We start from the raw sequence: 16,412 nt of genomic DNA, 5'->3' as shown, positions 1-16,412 counted from the left end.
TGGTGCGTTGTCCCGGTGCGGTCGCCTACTCGCGGGCGAGCATTGCCTCGGCCTCGCGTTCGAGGTCGACGTACGGCTCGCCGCTGACGTCGACGGCCACCCGGTGCAGGGTTCCGCCGGTGAAGGTGAAGGGGGCCTGCCCGCGGTAGTCGGAGGCGACGGCGTCGGCGCCGTCCCGGCCGACATTGAGGCCCTCGCCGGCGAGGGTGAACCTGCCGGGCTGGGTCCGGATGCGCCCCTCGCCGACCTTCCGGTCGCCGTGGTGGAGGCTGAGAATGCCGGTGGCGACGCCGGGGGACGCCTCCCCGTCCTTGTCGAAGGAGGCTCCGAGAATGATCTTCTCGCCGGTCGGCAGGGCTTCGGTGGCGATGATTCGCTGCTCCTCGCTGCCGAGGAAGTTGTACACGTACGTCAGCCGGCCGTCCTTGATGTAGAGCGCGTGACCGCCGAAGCGACCGCCGTGGGCGAACAGCACACCGGACGCCTCCGGGCCGGCGGGCAGGTCGACGAGCGCGCCGATGGCGTACGAGCGGTTGCGGATGTTGACCGCCACGGACTCGGGGACCTCGGAGCCGCCGGGCCGGTAGACGTACCGGTCGCGGGGCGGGGTCAGCGCGGGGCGCGGGGTGGCCAGGACCTCCAGCGGGGAGCGGTCGTCGAGGGGGAACGCATGGTTGACGCCGGCCTCGTAGAACCACAGGCCGATCAGCTCGGCCAGCCGCCAGGGTTCCTGCTCGGCGAGGTCGGTGATCTCGGAGCGGTCGACCTCGGCGTGGTAGAGCTCCCAGGTGTCCTGGGAGAAGCTGCCCCAGCCACTGAGCGCGGGGTGCGTGGTGACCGCCTTCCAGCCCTGGTGCCAGATGCCGCGTGTACCGAGCATGGAGTAGAACTGCGTGCTCCTGGCGGACGGCAGGGCAGCGGCGTCGAAGCTGTAGCGCATGCTCACGCCCTGCAGCGGGATCTGCGGGTAGCCCTTGACCGTCCCGGGCAGCTCGAGGCCGAGGCAGTCGAGGACGGTGGGGACGATGTCGACCGCGTGGTGGTACTGGTCGCGGACCTCACCGCGGGCCTTGATACCGGCCTGCCAGGAGATGATGCACGGGTCGCAGGTCCCGCCGTTGAAGGAGTACCGCTTCCACATCTTGAACGGTGTGTTGAAGGCCATGGCCCAGCCATTGGGGTAATGGCCGTACGTCTCGACGCCGCCGAGCCTGTCGAGCATGTCGAGGTTCTCGGCGAGGTCATCGGCGACATTGTTGAAGAACTTGTTCTCGTTGACCGAGCCGTTGGGGCCGCCCTCACCGCTCGCGCCGTTGTCGGACACCACCACGAAGATCGTGTTGTCCAGCTGCTCGATCTCCTCGAGGTAGGTGAGCAGCCGGCCGATCTGGTCGTCGCAGTGCGACAGGAATCCGGCGTAGACCTCGGCCATCCGGGCGAACAGCCTGCGTTCGTCCTCGTTCAGCTCCGCCCAGGGGCGGGTGAAGTCCAGCGGTGGGAACGGCTCGCCGCCGGGCCCGTGGCGGGTCTCCGGGGTACCGATCGGATTCAACGGCGGCAGTTCGGTGTTCTCCGGGACGAGTCCCAGCGCCTTCTGACGGGCGAGGATCTCCTCGCGCATCGCCTCGTAGCCGGCGTCGAACCGGCCCCGGTACCGCTCGATCCACTCGGGTGGCGCCTGGTGCGGGGCGTGGGCGCAGCCGGGCGCGTAGTAGAGGAAGACGGGCTGTTCGGGGGCGATGGCCTTGACGTCGTCGATGTACCGGATGGCCTTGTCGGTGATGTCGACGCTGAAGTGGTAGCCGTCCTCGGGCCGGGACGGCTGCTCGGCGGGGTGCTGGTCGTGGATGAGGTCGGGGTACCACTGACTGGTCTCGGCACCGAGGAAGCCGTAGAACCGCTCGAAGCCGCGGCCGGTGGGCCAGTTGTGTCTCGTGGAGGCGAGGTTCATCTCGTCCTCCGGGGTGAGGTGCCATTTACCGACCAGCGCGGTGCGGTACCCCCTGTCGACGAGGACCTCCGCGAGGGTGGCGCATTCGGGCGGGATGCGGCCGTTGCCGCTGGGGAAACCGATCGCGGCCTCGCTGATGCAGGCCATCCCGTTGGTGGTGTGGTTGCGCCCGGTCAGCAGCGCCGAGCGGGTCGGCGAGCACAGGGCGGTGGTGTGCCACTGGGCGTAGCGCAGGCCGTTCGCGGCGATGCGATCGATGTTCGGTGTCCTGATCGGGCCTCCGTAGCAGCTCATCGCCCCGAAGCCGACGTCGTCGAGGACGATGAACACGACGTTGGGCGAGCCGGCGGCCGCCTTCGGCTGCTCGTACGGCCCCCAGTCGGGCACCGAGTCGCGGACGTCCAGATTGACGACACCGCGGAACGTGTCTGGCATGGCCCAACTCCTCACGCGCGCGGCGGTACCCGGCCCCCGTGGCGGTACCCAGCCCTCGTGCACGGCGCCGGCGAGCGGCGGCTGCCAGCAGTCTCGGGCCTGCGAGGCCCGGCCGCCTCCCGGCAGGCGCGAGCACGAGCAATGCCCGATGCGGCCCGGCGCACCGGGATGTCGTGTTCCTCCGTTCTCAACGGGGCGGCCGTCGGGTCGATCAGCGGATGACGCAGCGAAAGCCGAGGTGACAGGTCGCGGTGTCCTCGCTCTGGGCACTGCGGGCGGCCGGTCGGTAGCGCAGGCAGTAGTTGGGCGCGCACAGGTGCGAGCCGCCCTTCGTCACTCGGCGCGGAAACCGTCCTGCCGACGCCGACGCCGACGCCGACGCCGGTGCGGTCGCGGCCGCAGTCGTGGCCGTGGTCGCGGTCGCGGTCGCGGTTGGACGGTCGACACGCGGGTTGCGTGGGGCGCAACAGGGCCGGGGGGTCGGGTCCGGATGCCGATCGAGGTAGTGGTCGGCCGTCCATTCCCAGGTGTTGCCGGCCATGTCGCACAGTCCGTAGCCGTTCGGCGGGAACGAACCCACCGGTGTCGTACCGGGCATCGGCTGCTTCGCCGACGCCGGGACGTACTGCCAGGGAAAGGCGCCGTGCCAGATGTTGGCCATCCGCCGCCCCTTCGGCGTGAACTCGTCGCCCCAGACGAAGACCGCCCCGTCCAGGCCGCCCCGGGCGGCGAACTCCCACTCCGCCTCCGTCGGCAGGTCCTTGCCCACCCACGCCGCGTACGCTGCGGCATCCGCGAACGCCACCTGCGTCACCGGATGCCGCTCCCGCCCGTGCACCGTGCTGCCGGTACCCAGCGGCCGATGCCAGCAGGCCCCCGGCTCGTACGACCACCAGCGTCGCCAGTCGTCCAGGTCCACCGGACCGGACGTCATCCGGAAGACCAGCGCCCCGGGCACCAGCCCGGCGGGGTCGGCGCCCGGGTAGTCCGCCGGATCGATCTCCCGCTCCGCGACCGTCACATAGCCGGTCGCCTTCACGAACGCGCGGAACCTCGCGACCGTCACCGGATGCTCATCCATCCAGAACCCGTCCACCGCCACCGGATGAACGGGCCGCTCCTCGGCATAGAACCGATCCGACCCCATGAGGAACGTCCCGCCCGGGATCCGCACCATGCCCTTGGGGGAACGCGTGCGCTCGGGGGATCGCACGTTTCCGGCGCTTTGCTCGGGCTCGGCTGGGGCGCTCATGGCCCCCACCGTGCCCTACCTCCGTGCGACGAGCCCGCAGCGACCCGCGCAAGTCGAGGCTGCCTACAAGCGTTGCCGTTCCTGCTAGGCGAGAGCTGAGGATTTTGGCCGTGTTCGTGCCGCCGCCGAATCCCGAGCTTCGGGCAGCCGTTGCTGCCGGGCAAGAGTTGAGGATTTTGGTCGTCGGGACAACCAAAATCCCATGATCTTCGGGCGGCGATCTCGGCCGCACCCGCCTCGATTGGTGATCTTGGTTGACGTGGTTTCGCGAGTGGCCCCAGGGTCCTCCAAAACGGGCCCCTGGACAAAATTTTACGAACGTATAGCATTGCGCCATACATTCGTACAGAGTGCTCCTGCGTGGGGTGCTTTGCGACCGTGGGTGAGTGGCGAGGAGGCGAAGGTTGGCCAGGTTGAGTCGGGTCGCGGTGGTGACCGGTGGTGCGTCGGGGCTGGGCCTGTCGATCTGCGCGCATCTGGCTCGCCAGGGCAGCGCGGTAGGGGTGCTCGACCTGGATGTCGACGCCGCGGAGCAGGTGGCCGCCCGGCTGCGGTCAGGGGGCAGCCGGGCGGCCGCCGTCGGGGTGGATGTCGCCGACCGGGCGTCGGTGGACAAGGCGTTCGAGGTGGTGCGAGCCGAGCTCGGGCCGGTCGGAATCCTCGTCACCAGTGCCGGCGTCTCGGGGTTCGTGCCTTTCGAGGAGCTGACGTACGAGGTCTGGTCGCAGGCGCTCGAGGTCAACCTGACGGGGACGTTCCACTGCGCACAGGCGGCGATCACCGACATGACGGCGGCCGGCTGGGGTCGCATCGTCACGATCTCCTCGGCGGCGGGCCAGACGGGGGTCGCCCGCCAGGCCCACTATGCGGCGTCCAAGGGCGGCGTCATCGCGCTGACCAAGACGTTGGCGCTGGAATACGCCGCCAGCGGGATCACGGTGAACACGATTCCGCCGTTCACCGCCGACACCCCGATGCTGCGGTCCATGCAGGCGTCGAAACACCTGCCCAGGGCCGAGACGCTGGCGCGGATGGTCCCGGTCGGCCGGCTGGGTACCGGTGATGACATCGCCTCGGTCTGCGCGTTCCTGTGCACGGACGAGGCCGGCTATCTCACCGGCCAGGTCATCGCGGTCAACGGAGGGGCGCTCACGTGAGGGACCGTTTCGCGCTCGACGGGCGGGTCGCCGTCATCACCGGCGGGGGGACCGGGATCGGCCGGGGTGCGGCGCTGGCGCTCGCCGAATACGGCGTGGACGTCGTGCTCGCCGGGCGCCGGGTGGAGCCGCTGGAATCCACGGTGAAGGACGTCGAGGCGCTGGGCCGACGCGCGCTCGCGCTGCCGACCGACGTGACCAGTGCGCAGCAGTGCCATCAGCTCGTCGACACCACCCTGGCCGAGCTGGGCCGGCTCGACATCCTCGTCAACTGCGCCGGCGGCGCCGAGACGAAGTCGCTGCGTCGGTGGACGGAGGACGAGTGGCACCAGGTGCTGGCGCTCAACCTCGGCAGCGTGTGGTTCCTCTCCCGGGCCGCCTCGGAGCCCATGTTGAGCCAGGGTGGGGGCGCGATCGTGAACATCTCCTCGGGCGCCAGCCTGCTCGGGATGCCGCAGGCCGCGCCGTACGGTGCGGCGAAGGCCGGGGTCAACAGCCTGACCCGGTCGATGGCCGCCGCCTGGACGGGCAGGGGCATCCGGGTCAACGCGATCGCCGTCGGGGCGGTCCGGGCCGCCACGCTGACCGACGACGCCGCCCGCTACGGCCTCGACCCGGACGCGATCGGCCTGATGAACGGGTCCGGGCGGCTGGGGGAACCCGACGAGATCGGCAGCGCCGTGCTGTTCTTCGCCTCCGACGCCGCCAGCTTCTGCTCGGGTCAGACCCTCTACGTCAACGGCGGCCCGGGCCCGGCCGGCATCTGACCCCGTGCTATACGCCTGTAAATCTCGGTTCGAGGAGGGTCCGTGAGCCAGGGCGATCTCTATTACGATCCATACGACATCGAAATCGACGTGGATCCGTACCCGGTCTACCGTCGCCTGCGGGAAGAGTCGCCGCTCTACCACAACGAGAAGCTCGACTTCTGGGGGTTGAGCCGTTTCGCCGATGTCAGCGCCGCGCTGAAGGACCTGAAGCGCCTCAGCTCGGCGAAGGGCGACATTCTCGAGGTCATCAAGGCCGATCCGGTCATGCCACCCGGGGTTTTCATCAACGAGGACCCGCCGCTGCACACCGTGCACCGTGTCCTGGTGTCCCGCGCCTTCACCCCGAAGAAGATGAGAGCCATCGAGGAGAAGATCCGGGCTTTCTGCATCGCCTGCCTGGAGCCCTTCGAGGGCGCGGACCGCTTCGACTTCGTCATCGACCTCGGTGACGAGCTGCCGATGCGCGCCATCGGCATGCTCGTCGGCATCCCCGACGCGGAACATCCGACGGTGCGTGACCACGCGCAGCGCGGCCTGCGCAACGAGCGTGGAAAACCACTCAAGGTGACCAAGGAGAAGTACTTCGACGGTGAGTTCTACGCCGACTACGTGGCCTGGCGGGAGAAGAACCCGTCCGACGACCTCATCACCGAGCTGCTGAGCGTCGAGTTCGAGGACGCCTCCGGCACGACCCGGCGGCTGACCAAGGACGAGATTCTGATCTTTCTTGCGGTCATCGCCGGAGCGGGCGTCGAGACCACCGGCAACCTGTTCGGCTGGCTCGGCAAGCTCCTCGCGGAGCACCCCGACCAGCGGGCGCAGCTCGCCGCCGACCGTTCACTCATCCCGAACGCCATCGAGGAGCTGCTCCGCTTCGAGCCGCCCGGGCCGCACGTCGCCCGATACATCACCGAGGACGTCGAATACCACGGGCAGACGGTGCCGGCGGGCAGCGCCCTGCTGCTCATGCTGTCGTCCGCCAACCGGGACGAGCGGCAGTTCACCGACCCGGACCGCTTCGACATCCACCGCCGGATCAGCCAGCACCTGACCTTCGGCCACGGCACCCATTTCTGCCTCGGCGCCGCGCTGGCCCGTATGGAGGGCCGCATCGCCCTCGACGAGGTGCTCAACCGTTTCCCCGAATGGGACGTCGACCTGGCGAACGCGACCCGCAAGCCCACCACCACCGTGCGCGGCTGGGACAGCATGCCCGCCGCCATCGGCTGACGCCGCACGGTCCGAATACGCCGCGTGGAGGACCGGAGCCGAGGCCCCCTGATCCTGTGCGCCGCGCAGCTGCGCCGGAGCCGCGATGTCAGGGGGCACTCGGTACGAACGATCCGGTGGTGCCGGTGGCTCAGCGGCGGCTGGCGTGCACCGTCGGTGTGCGGTGCGCCCAGGGCAGCGCCCGCTCGAGCTGTGCGGCGACCTGCAGCAGCAGATCCTCACGGCCGTGCGCGGCGACGACCTGCACCCCGATCGGCAGCCCGCCAGCGCTTTCGCCGAGCGGAAGGCTGATCGCGGGCTGGCCCGTGATGTTGAACACCGCGGTGAATGGGCCGTGGTCAAACAGGCGCCGTAGCCAGCTTTCGACGGTGTACCCGTCCTCGTCGTAGTTCAGCGTGCCGTGGGGCGCGGGCGGCTGCGCGAGGGTGGGCGTGACCAGCAGGTCGGTGTCCGAGAAGAACCCGGCGACCGTCCGGCTGACCCGCCCGGCCGCGTTCAGCCCGGCCACCAGATCGACGGCACGGCGCTCCCGGGCGGCAGCGATCATCACCCGGGAGACGGCCTCCAGCCGCTCGGCCGGTGGCTGCCGCGGCGCCAGGAGGAAAGGCGCCGCGGCGGCCGCCGCCTCCGCCGCCACCGCGCTGACCACGCTCTCCCAGTCGACGGCCGGGCTGGCGACGTCAACATGATGACCGAGCCCGGCCAGACATTCGGCGGCCCGCACGGCCACCTGTGCCACCTCACCGTCCACCGCACCCCCGGACCAGGCCCGGGTGGTGACGGCCACCCGGAGTCGACCTGGATCCGCGGTGACCTCGTCGGCGAAGCGGCGGGTGGGTGCCGCGACGGCGAACGGATCGCCGGGCGCCGGGCCGGCGACGGCGTCCAACAGCCAGGCAGTGTCGCGGACGGTTCTGGTCAGGGCGAACTCGCTGAGCATCCCGAGCAGGCCCATCCCGGTGTCGGTGCCGACGGGGGTGCGCCCGCGGCTCGGCTTCAGCCCGACCAGCCCGCAGCACGACGCGGGAATGCGCAGCGAGCCCGCGCCGTCGTTGCCGTGGGCAAGCGCGACGGCGCCGGCCGCCACGAGGGCCGCGGCGCCGCCGCTGGAGCCGCCGACCCCGCGGCCGAGGTCCCAGGGGTTGCGGGTCGGCCCGTACCGGACCGCTTCGGTGGCGAAGTTGAGACCCAGCTCCGGCGCGGTCGTCAGGCCCATCGTGACCAGCCCTGCCGCCCGGAAACGCGACATGAGCTCGTGGTCCTCCTGAGCCGGCACACCCGGGCCGAGGGCGCGGCTGCCGCAGAAGAAACGGACGCCCCGGGCCATCGGGCCGATGTCCTTGATGAGGAACGGCACCCCGGAGAACGGACCGTTCCCGTGCTCCAGAGCCGGGGTGAACAGCGGGGCGGCCAGCCCGTTGATCTTCTCGTTCATGCTCGTCAGGGCGCTGCGGGCGGCCTGTTCGACCTCGGTGGCACTAACCTCGCCCCGGCGGATCAGCGTGCTCAGGCCGACCCCGTCATGGCATGCGTATTCGTGAGTCTCCATCAGTCATTCCTGTGCGAAGGCAGGGGGAACCCACGGCTGGTGCCGTCCGGGCACCGGCCGCTGAGATGATCGACTGGATGGCGACTCAGGCTCGCATGAGGCGCAGCATGCCGCCCCCAACCGACCGCCGTCCACCGGATTTCCGGTCGGGCCGGGCGCCCGTCCGGGTTACCGATGTGTGCTCAACCTGACGGACCTGCACCAACAGAGAAGCCCTCGGCCGGATCAGCGCCCGCCGAGGTCGGTCCAGTCTGGTCTGAATGTGCCGACCGGGCCCACTCGTCGACGAGAACACCCTGCGGCTGATGTGACATGCACGGCCCACCTGTTGGCCACTTCCACGGTTTGGTCTATGGATGATCGTTGTGTGGTCAACTCCTCGACAATCATCCGGATTGCTGTCTGCCGGTCGGTGAGCGGTCACTAGCGTCTGCGGTCTGATATGCCAGGGGGGATTCAGAACGTGAGTTATCGCAATGACGATCGAACTGGTCGGTCTGATCCGCCGCCGGATCGCTATGACGATCGGCGCGGTCGGTACGACTCGCCGCCGGATCGATACGACGATCGAAGCGGTCGGTATGATCCGCCGTCGGATCGCTACGGCCGCCCGCGGGAGTCCGGTGGCTACCGAGCCGACGGCCAGTCCGGGCGGCGGGATCCGCAATACGACTATCCGCCGCAGGACTACGGCCGCTATGAATACAGGCAGCCACCTGGGCAGCCCCGACCACCGGAGAAGAAGGGACTGTCCCGTAACGCGAAGATCGGTATCGGTGGGGGAGTATTCCTGTTTCTCGTCGTGATCGGACTTGCCGCCGGTGGGGGAGAGGAGACGTCCACAGCGTCTTCGGTGGCCGTCGTCGCGCCTGCGAACACCGCAGGCGTTCCCGTCGCTGGCCCGACCACAGCACCTGCCGCTGCCCCCGCGCCTGCGGCGGTGGCACCTGCGACGGACTCGAAGGCTGTGCCGAACGTCGTGGGTCTGGACCACCAGTTGGCGCAGGACACACTCCAGGCGGCGGGCTTCTACTATCTCGCCGAGGAGGACGCGACCGGGCAGGGACGTGCGCTGATCCTGGACCGTAACTGGCAGGTCGTCTCTCAGGAACCGGCCGCTGGAACCGTCATCGGCACCGACCACAAGGTTCTGCTCCGGTCGAAGAAGGACACCGATCCCTGATCCGGCGATGAGCCTTTTCGTCGTCGACTCGGACTCTCAGCATTCCGGGACTTTGGGCCGTGAGATGTGAGCGGCGTGATGTTCTCGGCCTGCTTCCGGCGGCCGCGCTGCCCGTTGCCGTTGCCGTTGCCGGCACCGCGTCCGCCGGGACAGCTGGGAGGTCGCCCAGGTCTCGCCGTTGAGGGTGGGTGACCGTTCCAACCTTCGCGGGCCGCTCGGTTCCGACCGGCCCCGCACTTTCGGGCGCCACCCGCCGGATAAGGGAATCGGGTGGTCCGCTAATCTGCTCGCCGCTCGTCTCCACGGGGGTGGACGAGCGAGGGGGGATCGCGACATGTCGCGTCAGTTGTCTGTGCTGGGCTACCGGGTCCTTGCCTGGATCCGCCGGCATCCGATCGCAAGCGGGGTCATCGGAGTTTTCCTGCTGCTGCTCGTTGTCGGCTTGCTGGCGGCGCCACCGGAGGAGCAGGAGACTGCTACGAGCAGCCCGACCAAGGTCATCACTTCGTCGACTCCGACGGGCTTCACGACGCCGAGCACCTTCGTGTCCGTGCCGCCCGCAACCACGGTTACCGCGTCGCCTTCACGTCCGGCCGCGACTGCGCCTGTCCAGCAGCAGGCCCCGCCGCCTGCTCCCTCGACGCAGGCGGTACAGCAGCGGACCCAGCCCCCCGCTGCCGCCCCGACACAGGTGGCGCAGCAGCAGGCCGAAGCGCCGGCACCGGAGGTTGCGCAGACGCAACCTCCCGCGGCTCCCGCGCAACCCGCGCAGACGCAACCGCCTGCGGATCCGGCGCCGGCCGGCGTCTCCTTCGGGTCCTGCGCCGAGGCACGCGCGGCTGGCGCGGCTCCGCTGTACCGGGGCCAGCCGGGCTACAGCAGCAGTCTTGACCGTGACCACGACGGCGTCGCATGTGAATGAGATCGCTGTCGGTCCGCTGTGGTCTGAATGTGCCGACCTGGCCCGGACTGGGCCGAGAGCAGCGGTCACCGGCGAGTGGGGCGTCATGATGGTGACGTGGCTGCCGTGGTGCTCGAACGCGAGATCTACTCGATGGGTGAGGCTGCTCGTCTGCTCGCGGTGAAGCCGGCTCGGCTGCGGTCGTGGATCGATGGCTACACGCGCGGGCAGATCCACTACGAGCCGGTGATCCGTCCCGAACACACGGGGAGCGAGCTGGTTACCTGGGGGGAGTTCGTCGAGGCAGGGTATCTGCGGGAGTACCGCGTCCGCGGAATCTCGCTGCAGCGGATGCGCGTCGTTGTCCAGCGGCTTCGTGATCGCTTCGGTGTGCTTTACCCCCTCGCCCACGCGCGCCCCTATGTCCTCGGCCGCGATGTTGTGATGGAGGTCCAGGAGGAGGTCGGCCTTGCGACCGCCTTGTCGATGGTCCGCGTCCACGACGGCCAGCTCGTCCTGGCGCCCAGGGCGCAGGACTTCTTCGAGAAGGTCGAGTTCGCCTCCGGCGACGGTGGTGGTGGCGACGAGGCGCTGCGCATCTATCCCGACTCGGCCGCTCGGCAGGTCGTGCTCGACCCGCTGCGTGGCTTCGGCTCCCCGGTCGTGCGTAACACCCGCACGGCGAACCTGTACGAGCTGTGGTCCGCTGGCGAGTCCATCGCGGAGGTCGCCGAGGCCTACGAGCTCCCCGAGACCGATGTCGAGGCCGCAGTGCGGTATGAGGCTCGCCTCCGCGACCGGGAGGAGAGCGCGGCCTGAGCATGAACGCTGCCCCTGACCTCAGGCCGCGTTTCTTCGTCGACGAGAACACCCTGCCCTTGGGAAAAGCCCTCGCCGCCGTCCGTGCCGACGTTGTCTATCCCGGTCACCGGCGTTGCCCGATTTGGGTGGGAGCGCTGGACATCGAGTGGCTGCCCTACGTGGGCGACGCCGGCCTGGTATTGATCACCCGTGATGTCAGGATCCGGCATCGACCAGCCGAGAAGCGGCTGTTCTTGCTACATAATGTTAAAGGCATTTTTCTTACGAAAAGCGGCAGCATGCCACGGTGGGACATGCTCTGCATGGTCGTCCAGCACTGGGCCAGAATCGAGCCCCTTACCGATGTTGCCGGCCCGTGCTCGTACTCCCTGACCCGCGTTGGCATCCGGGAGTTGAAACTGCCCGCTCCTCCCGATCATCGCCGCTGACGGGATTCGACAGCTTGGCTTCAGTTGACCGGCGCCGTCCGTGCCGCCTGGATCCGCCGGGGAGGTTGGCGTTTCACCAGGAGGGCAGCCCTTCCCTGAGACGTCGTTCGGGGCAGCGCCCCGGATGTGGACCGACGACGGGACCTCCGATCAGGTCCTGTGACGCTCCGGGTCAGATGCCGGCAGGCGGCTGCCGGGAGCGGACGGAGGAGTTCACATGGACATCGGCACGGTGCGTGATCTCTATGCTTCACCCGGCCGGTACGTGACCGCGTACGCGAGCAGCAACCCCGTCCTGGAGAACGCGGCGCACCTGTACGACCTGCGGTGGCGCGACATCGTCGCGGAACTCGAACGGCTCGGTATCGGGCCGGAGGTCCGCGAGCTGCTCATGGCGGAGCGGGGCGACCGGTACCAGCGTGAGGGCGGTACCCGGGTGGTCGTCGTGTCAGGCGAGGGGAAGCAGGCGCGGACGTGCCTCACGCAGTGGCTGCCCGGGCGGTCGGACGTCGACGTCCTCGCGGTGGGCGGGCTGCCGCACCTGCTGCCCGTGCTGGACTGGATGGATTCCCGGCTTCCCCACGTGGTCGCCGTCGTCGACCGGCTCGGGGTGGACGTCCTCGCATATGCCGGTGGGCCGCTGCCGGCGGAGGCGATCTCGCAGGACACGACCCGTCCGCCGTGGCACAAGGCGCATGCCGGCGGCTGGGCGCAGCGGCGGTACGAGAGCCACGTCGAAGAGCACTGGAAGCACGGCGCGAAGGACGACGCGGAGCTGATCGCCCGCGCCTGCCGCGAGACGGGTGCGGAGGTGGTGATCCTCGCCGGCGACCCGAAGGCGCTGAGCCTGCTGCGCGACGAGCTGCCCGGTGAGGTTGCGGCCAAGGTGGTGGTCGTCCAGGGCAGCCGGGCCCGGGACGGTTCAGCGGATCATCTCGCGACCCGGGTCGCGGAGGTTCTCGCCGTGCAGGTCGCGCGACGCCGGTCCGAGCTGCTGGCCGAGTTCCAGCGGTACCGCGGTCGCGCCCGTACCCTCGTCGGCGCGGGTGCAGGCGTCGGCTCCGGGGTGCAGGCCGGCCTCGGTGGGCCGGCAGGGGCCAGCGGGCCCTATGGCATTGGTGGGCCTGCAGGTATCGGGCCCGCCCCGGCGGGATCGCCGGGCCGGCCGATGCTGGCGGCCTCCGACGGGGCCGCGGCCACCGCCTACGCCCTGAGCCGCAGCCAGGTGAGCCGACTGCTGCTGGCCGAGAGCCCGTCGGCGGACGAACCAGCATGGATCGGCGACGACGCCACCGAGATCGCTCTCGACCCGGCGGGCGCTGACGGCCTGCGGCGGCCGGTTCGGGCCGCACGGGAGGACGCGCTGGTCCGGGCGGCGCTGGGAACAGGCGCCTCCATCCACGCCATCCCACCGGACACGCCCGAGTCACCGGCCGACGGTGTGGGGGCCCTGCTCCGCTACTCCCTGCAGTCAGGCGTGGACTGAGGCAAGGTGCCCCGGTCCCCAGTCCCCAGTCCCCGGTCCCCGGTCCCCGGCCACCCGGTCCCCGGCCACCCGGTCCCCGGCCACCCGGTCCCCGGTCCGCGGTCGGCTGAGCGGCCGCGGCCGGTCAGCCTTTCGTCGGCCCGGAGCGCGGGTGGCCGGTGGAGAGGACCGCTCGGATCATCGGGATCTGCAGCGGCATCCGGGCCCAGGCCGCGGTGGCGAACGCGAGGTCGCGCGGTCGTCTGTCGTCTGCGCGTGCCTGCGCGGTCGCGTCGAGGGCCATCTGCAGGTTGCCCGGCCAGACTCCGAGGAGCAGCACGGCACTGGCCTTCCTGGCCCACGGCGCTCCCGCGAGCAGCCCGCCCGCGCAGACCAGCTCCGCGACGCCGCTCACGTAGACGATCTCGCGGGGGCGCGGCAGCCACCGGGGTACCACCGGTTCGAACACGGCGGGCCGTACCAGGTGGACCGTGCCGCTGATCAGAAACGCGGCGGTCACGCGCCCCGAACTCATCCGGGCGAGCTTTGTCAGCTTCACCGGACTCATGAAACCTCCTCGGCCGGGTCCGGGGCCACTGCCGGTAGAGCGCCGCAGGTCGCCGGTGCCGGTGGCACCCGAATACCGGTCGACGGCATGCACCGCCGATGTCGGCCTGCCCGTCACCCGGCGGGTGTGAAGGTGACCGGCAGCGAACGCAGGCCCGACACCTGATGGTCCACCAGCCACTGCGGGGGGCCGTCGTCGACCAGTTTCATGTTCGGCAGGGCGGTGAAGAGCTTCGGCCACAGCAGCGCGAGCTCCAGGCGCGCGAGCGCCCGCCCGAGACAGAGGTGAACGCCGGCGCCCAGCGCGAGATGATCGTTGGGAAACCGGGTGATGTCGAACGCCTCGGGATTCTCGAAGCGTCGCTCATCCCAGTTCGCGGACGTGAGGAAGGCCAGCACCCAGTCACCGGGCCGGATGGTCTTCCCGTGCATCTCGTATGCGGTGCGGGCGACCCGGAGCCGACCGCGGCCCGGCGTCACCCACCGCACGACCTCTTCGCCGGCGCGTCTGCTGTGAGTTTCCGGGTCACACAGCAGCAGGTCCAGCTGGTCGGGGTTGGTCAGGAACAGCCAGGTGCCCGCGGAGATCGCGTTCCTGGTCGTCTCGATCCCGGCGATGATGAGCGTGACGAACCAGCCGGCGACCTCATGGCTGTCCAGCTGGGTTCCGTCGACCACAAGCTGGGTGATCACTGTGGCGAGGTCGTCCCGTGGGTTCTCCCGGCGGTCCTTCGCCAGGTCGCGGGCGTACTGCGCGATGGCCTGGATGCCGATGAAGGAGATCTCTGCGGGAGACCTCCCCGGGATGTGGTTGCGCGGATCGGCGGGCGCGAAGGCCTGCCACGCGTGCGCGGCCAGCCGCGGCCGGTCGGCTTCCGGAACACCGAGCAGGCGGAAGACCACGTTCATGGACAGCCGCGCGGCGATGTCCTCGACGATGTCGCAGTCGCCCCGGCCTGCGACGGCGGCGAGGAGCTCATCGATGATCTTCTCGATGTCGCTCTGCATCCGACCGATCGCGGGCACGCTGAAATGCTTGTTGATCGGCCGGCGGTAGACCGTGTGGTACGGCGGGTCCATCATGACGACGCTGACGTCGAACATGAGCGCCCGGCGCTGGTCCGTCGACAGCCGCTGCGGGTTCCGCGGAAACCTCGTGTCGAACGAGGAGCTGAAGGCCGCGTGATCGCTGATGACAGCCCTGACGTCGTCGTACCGAGTGACCACCCAGTAGTCGCGGCCGAATGCCCTGTTCTCCGACCAGTGCAGCGGGTCCTCGTCGCGTAGCCGGCGGAATGCCTCGCGGTAGTCATCCTCCAGATACCATTCGGGGTTCACCAGATTGTCGTCGATAACGTCCCACGAGATGGGCATCGCAGTTCTCCAGTCGGCGGTCGGAGAGCCTGCGCATACGGGCGCAGGCGGCGGTCCCTGTCCTGATCGAAATCGTCCCTGATCAAATGTCCGGCACCGTGCCGGTGGTCTCGGCTCATGAACCCGGTGGGCAAGGCCTCGCTGTCACAGGCCGTCCGCGCCGGCGGCGGCTCTGCGCATCTCGCGGAAGACCTGGCGCAGCTGGATCTCGCTCGAACCCTCGAAGATCGTCAGAACACGTGAGTCCCGCCAGCGTTTCTCGACGCCGTAGTCGGTGGCGATCCCCCGCCATCCGTGAAGCTGCAGGATCTCGTTCGACGCGCGTACCGCGAGCTCTGTGGCGGCATATTTGGCCATGGTGCTCTCGCGGCTGAAGGACAGCCCCTGATCGACCCGGTTCGTCGCGGCGTCGAGCAGCCTGCGGGCCGCGCAGAGCTCGACGTAAAGCCGCCCCAGCGTCAGCTGAACGTGGCTCAGGGTGTCCATCCGGTCGTCCGGGTACAGGCGGCGTTCACGGACCCACACCAGGGCATCCCTGAGCAGGGCGGTGACGATTCCCGTCCCGCACGCCGCCCCGCCGATGCGGATCGTCGCGAGAAGCTCGGTCAGCAGCGCCTCACCGTCGCCGACCCGGCCGACGAGGGTGACCGGCTCCAGCGCGACGTCCCGGAAGGTGATGGTGGGGGTGGGCAGGCAGCGGAAACCCGCCTTCTCCACATCCGGGCCGACGTCGACACCGGGAGACTCGCGGGGCACGGCGAAGAACGACAGGCCGCTGCTCCGGGAGTTCACCACCGTGTTGGCCAGAACCAGGAAGACGTCGGCGACCGTCCCGTTCCCGGACATGCACTTCACCCCGTTGAGCAGCCACCCGGACTCCGTCTGCACGGCGCGAGTCCGGGTCGCCAGGAGGTTCGAGCCGTTTTCGGGCTCGGTGAGGCCCAGCGCGGCATAACCGTTCCGGCTGAGCAGCCTCCGAACGAAGACGTCCTTCTGCTCCGGGGTTCCGGCGGCGAGCACGGGATGCAGCGCGCCGAAATTGAACACCAGCGTCCAGGTCATCGCCGGGCAGGCACCCGAAAGCTCGGCGATTCCCTCGGCGAAGTCGGCGCAGGAGATTCCGCGGCCGCCCAGCTCCACCGGGAACCGGGCGTTGAGAAGGCCCTCGGCCGCCGCTCGTTCGTGCACCTGGCGCGGGAAGGAGCGTTCCTCGTCGTGGCGACGGACATGCGGCGCCATCACCTCGTCGGCGAAGGTGCGGCAGATCGTTCCCCACTGTGATCGACTTCTCGAGTCTTCCATGACCATCCTCATCAGGGGAACTGGCG

General features: G+C 69.7%; 14 protein-coding genes. 8 read left to right on the top strand and 6 right to left on the bottom strand.

Annotated features, from left to right (window positions below):
* Nucleotides 1-25: 25 nt before the first annotated feature.
* Together ACG83_RS23165 and ACG83_RS23160 are read right to left on the bottom strand one after the other, a co-directional pair.
* The gene (locus ACG83_RS23165; RefSeq protein ID WP_054568304.1) at nt 26-2,386 is read right to left on the bottom strand and encodes an arylsulfatase; all 2,361 of its coding nucleotides are present in this window, start codon (nt 2,384-2,386) and stop codon (nt 26-28) included.
* A gap of 211 nt (nt 2,387-2,597) precedes the next feature.
* A complete protein-coding gene (locus ACG83_RS23160) occupies nt 2,598-3,563 on the bottom strand; it encodes a formylglycine-generating enzyme family protein (RefSeq protein WP_054568303.1) in 966 nt (321 codons plus the stop codon).
* Nucleotides 3,564-4,051: 488 nt separating this feature from the next.
* On the opposite strand from ACG83_RS23160, the gene ACG83_RS23155 reads away from it, so the two are divergent.
* From ACG83_RS23155 to ACG83_RS23145, 3 genes are read left to right on the top strand one after another with little or no spacing between them, the layout of a single operon-like run.
* A complete protein-coding gene (locus tag ACG83_RS23155; protein WP_054568302.1) occupies nt 4,052-4,795 on the top strand; it encodes an SDR family NAD(P)-dependent oxidoreductase in 744 nt (247 codons plus the stop codon).
* Nucleotides 4,792-5,562 carry an SDR family NAD(P)-dependent oxidoreductase gene (locus tag ACG83_RS23150; protein WP_054568301.1) on the top strand — a complete coding sequence of 257 codons (771 nt, stop codon included), beginning with the start codon at nt 4,792-4,794 and terminating at the stop codon, nt 5,560-5,562. The genes ACG83_RS23155 and ACG83_RS23150 overlap by 4 nt, the downstream gene beginning before the upstream one ends.
* Nucleotides 5,563-5,604: 42 nt before the next feature.
* On the top strand, nt 5,605-6,795 hold the full coding sequence (locus ACG83_RS23145) for a cytochrome P450 (RefSeq protein ID WP_054568300.1): 1,191 nt from the start codon (nt 5,605-5,607) through the stop codon (nt 6,793-6,795).
* Nucleotides 6,796-6,925: 130 nt separating this feature from the next.
* Here the strand turns inward: ACG83_RS23145 and ACG83_RS23140 are convergent, their stop codons facing one another.
* Nucleotides 6,926-8,344 carry an amidase gene (locus ACG83_RS23140; protein WP_054568299.1) on the bottom strand — a complete coding sequence of 473 codons (1,419 nt, stop codon included), beginning with the start codon at nt 8,342-8,344 and terminating at the stop codon, nt 6,926-6,928.
* Between the two features lie 967 nt (nt 8,345-9,311).
* Here ACG83_RS23140 and ACG83_RS46870 point away from each other — a divergent pair.
* From ACG83_RS46870 to ACG83_RS23115, 5 genes are all read left to right on the top strand, one after another.
* Complete coding sequence (locus ACG83_RS46870; RefSeq protein WP_054568298.1) at nt 9,312-9,527, top strand: PASTA domain-containing protein; 216 nt, start codon at nt 9,312-9,314, stop codon at nt 9,525-9,527.
* Nucleotides 9,528-9,861: 334 nt separating this feature from the next.
* Complete coding sequence (locus ACG83_RS23130) at nt 9,862-10,449, top strand: excalibur calcium-binding domain-containing protein (protein ID WP_054568297.1); 588 nt, start codon at nt 9,862-9,864, stop codon at nt 10,447-10,449.
* Nucleotides 10,450-10,545: 96 nt separating this feature from the next.
* The gene (locus ACG83_RS23125) at nt 10,546-11,247 is read left to right on the top strand and encodes a DUF433 domain-containing protein (protein ID WP_235498114.1); all 702 of its coding nucleotides are present in this window, start codon (nt 10,546-10,548) and stop codon (nt 11,245-11,247) included.
* A gap of 2 nt (nt 11,248-11,249) precedes the next feature.
* On the top strand, nt 11,250-11,678 hold the full coding sequence (locus tag ACG83_RS23120) for a hypothetical protein (protein WP_054568296.1): 429 nt from the start codon (nt 11,250-11,252) through the stop codon (nt 11,676-11,678).
* A gap of 217 nt (nt 11,679-11,895) precedes the next feature.
* The gene (locus ACG83_RS23115) at nt 11,896-13,164 is read left to right on the top strand and encodes a Vms1/Ankzf1 family peptidyl-tRNA hydrolase (protein WP_054568295.1); all 1,269 of its coding nucleotides are present in this window, start codon (nt 11,896-11,898) and stop codon (nt 13,162-13,164) included.
* Between the two features lie 124 nt (nt 13,165-13,288).
* Here the strand turns inward: ACG83_RS23115 and ACG83_RS23110 are convergent, their stop codons facing one another.
* From ACG83_RS23110 to ACG83_RS23100, 3 genes are all read right to left on the bottom strand, one after another.
* Complete coding sequence (locus ACG83_RS23110; protein ID WP_054568294.1) at nt 13,289-13,711, bottom strand: DoxX family protein; 423 nt, start codon at nt 13,709-13,711, stop codon at nt 13,289-13,291.
* Nucleotides 13,712-13,824: 113 nt separating this feature from the next.
* Nucleotides 13,825-15,084 carry a cytochrome P450 gene (locus tag ACG83_RS23105; protein WP_054568293.1) on the bottom strand — a complete coding sequence of 420 codons (1,260 nt, stop codon included), beginning with the start codon at nt 15,082-15,084 and terminating at the stop codon, nt 13,825-13,827.
* Nucleotides 15,085-15,228: 144 nt separating this feature from the next.
* Nucleotides 15,229-16,386: an acyl-CoA dehydrogenase family protein gene (locus ACG83_RS23100; RefSeq protein ID WP_054568292.1), complete on the bottom strand. Its 1,158-nt coding sequence runs from the start codon at nt 16,384-16,386 to the stop codon at nt 15,229-15,231.
* Nucleotides 16,387-16,412 lie beyond the last annotated feature (26 nt).

The organism is Frankia sp. R43 (genome assembly GCF_001306465.1).
GTDB lineage: Bacteria > Actinomycetota > Actinomycetes > Frankiales > Frankiaceae > Parafrankia > Parafrankia irregularis.
The sequence above is the reverse complement of the archived record's forward strand: the minus strand, read 5'-3'. Positions and strand labels throughout refer to the sequence as shown.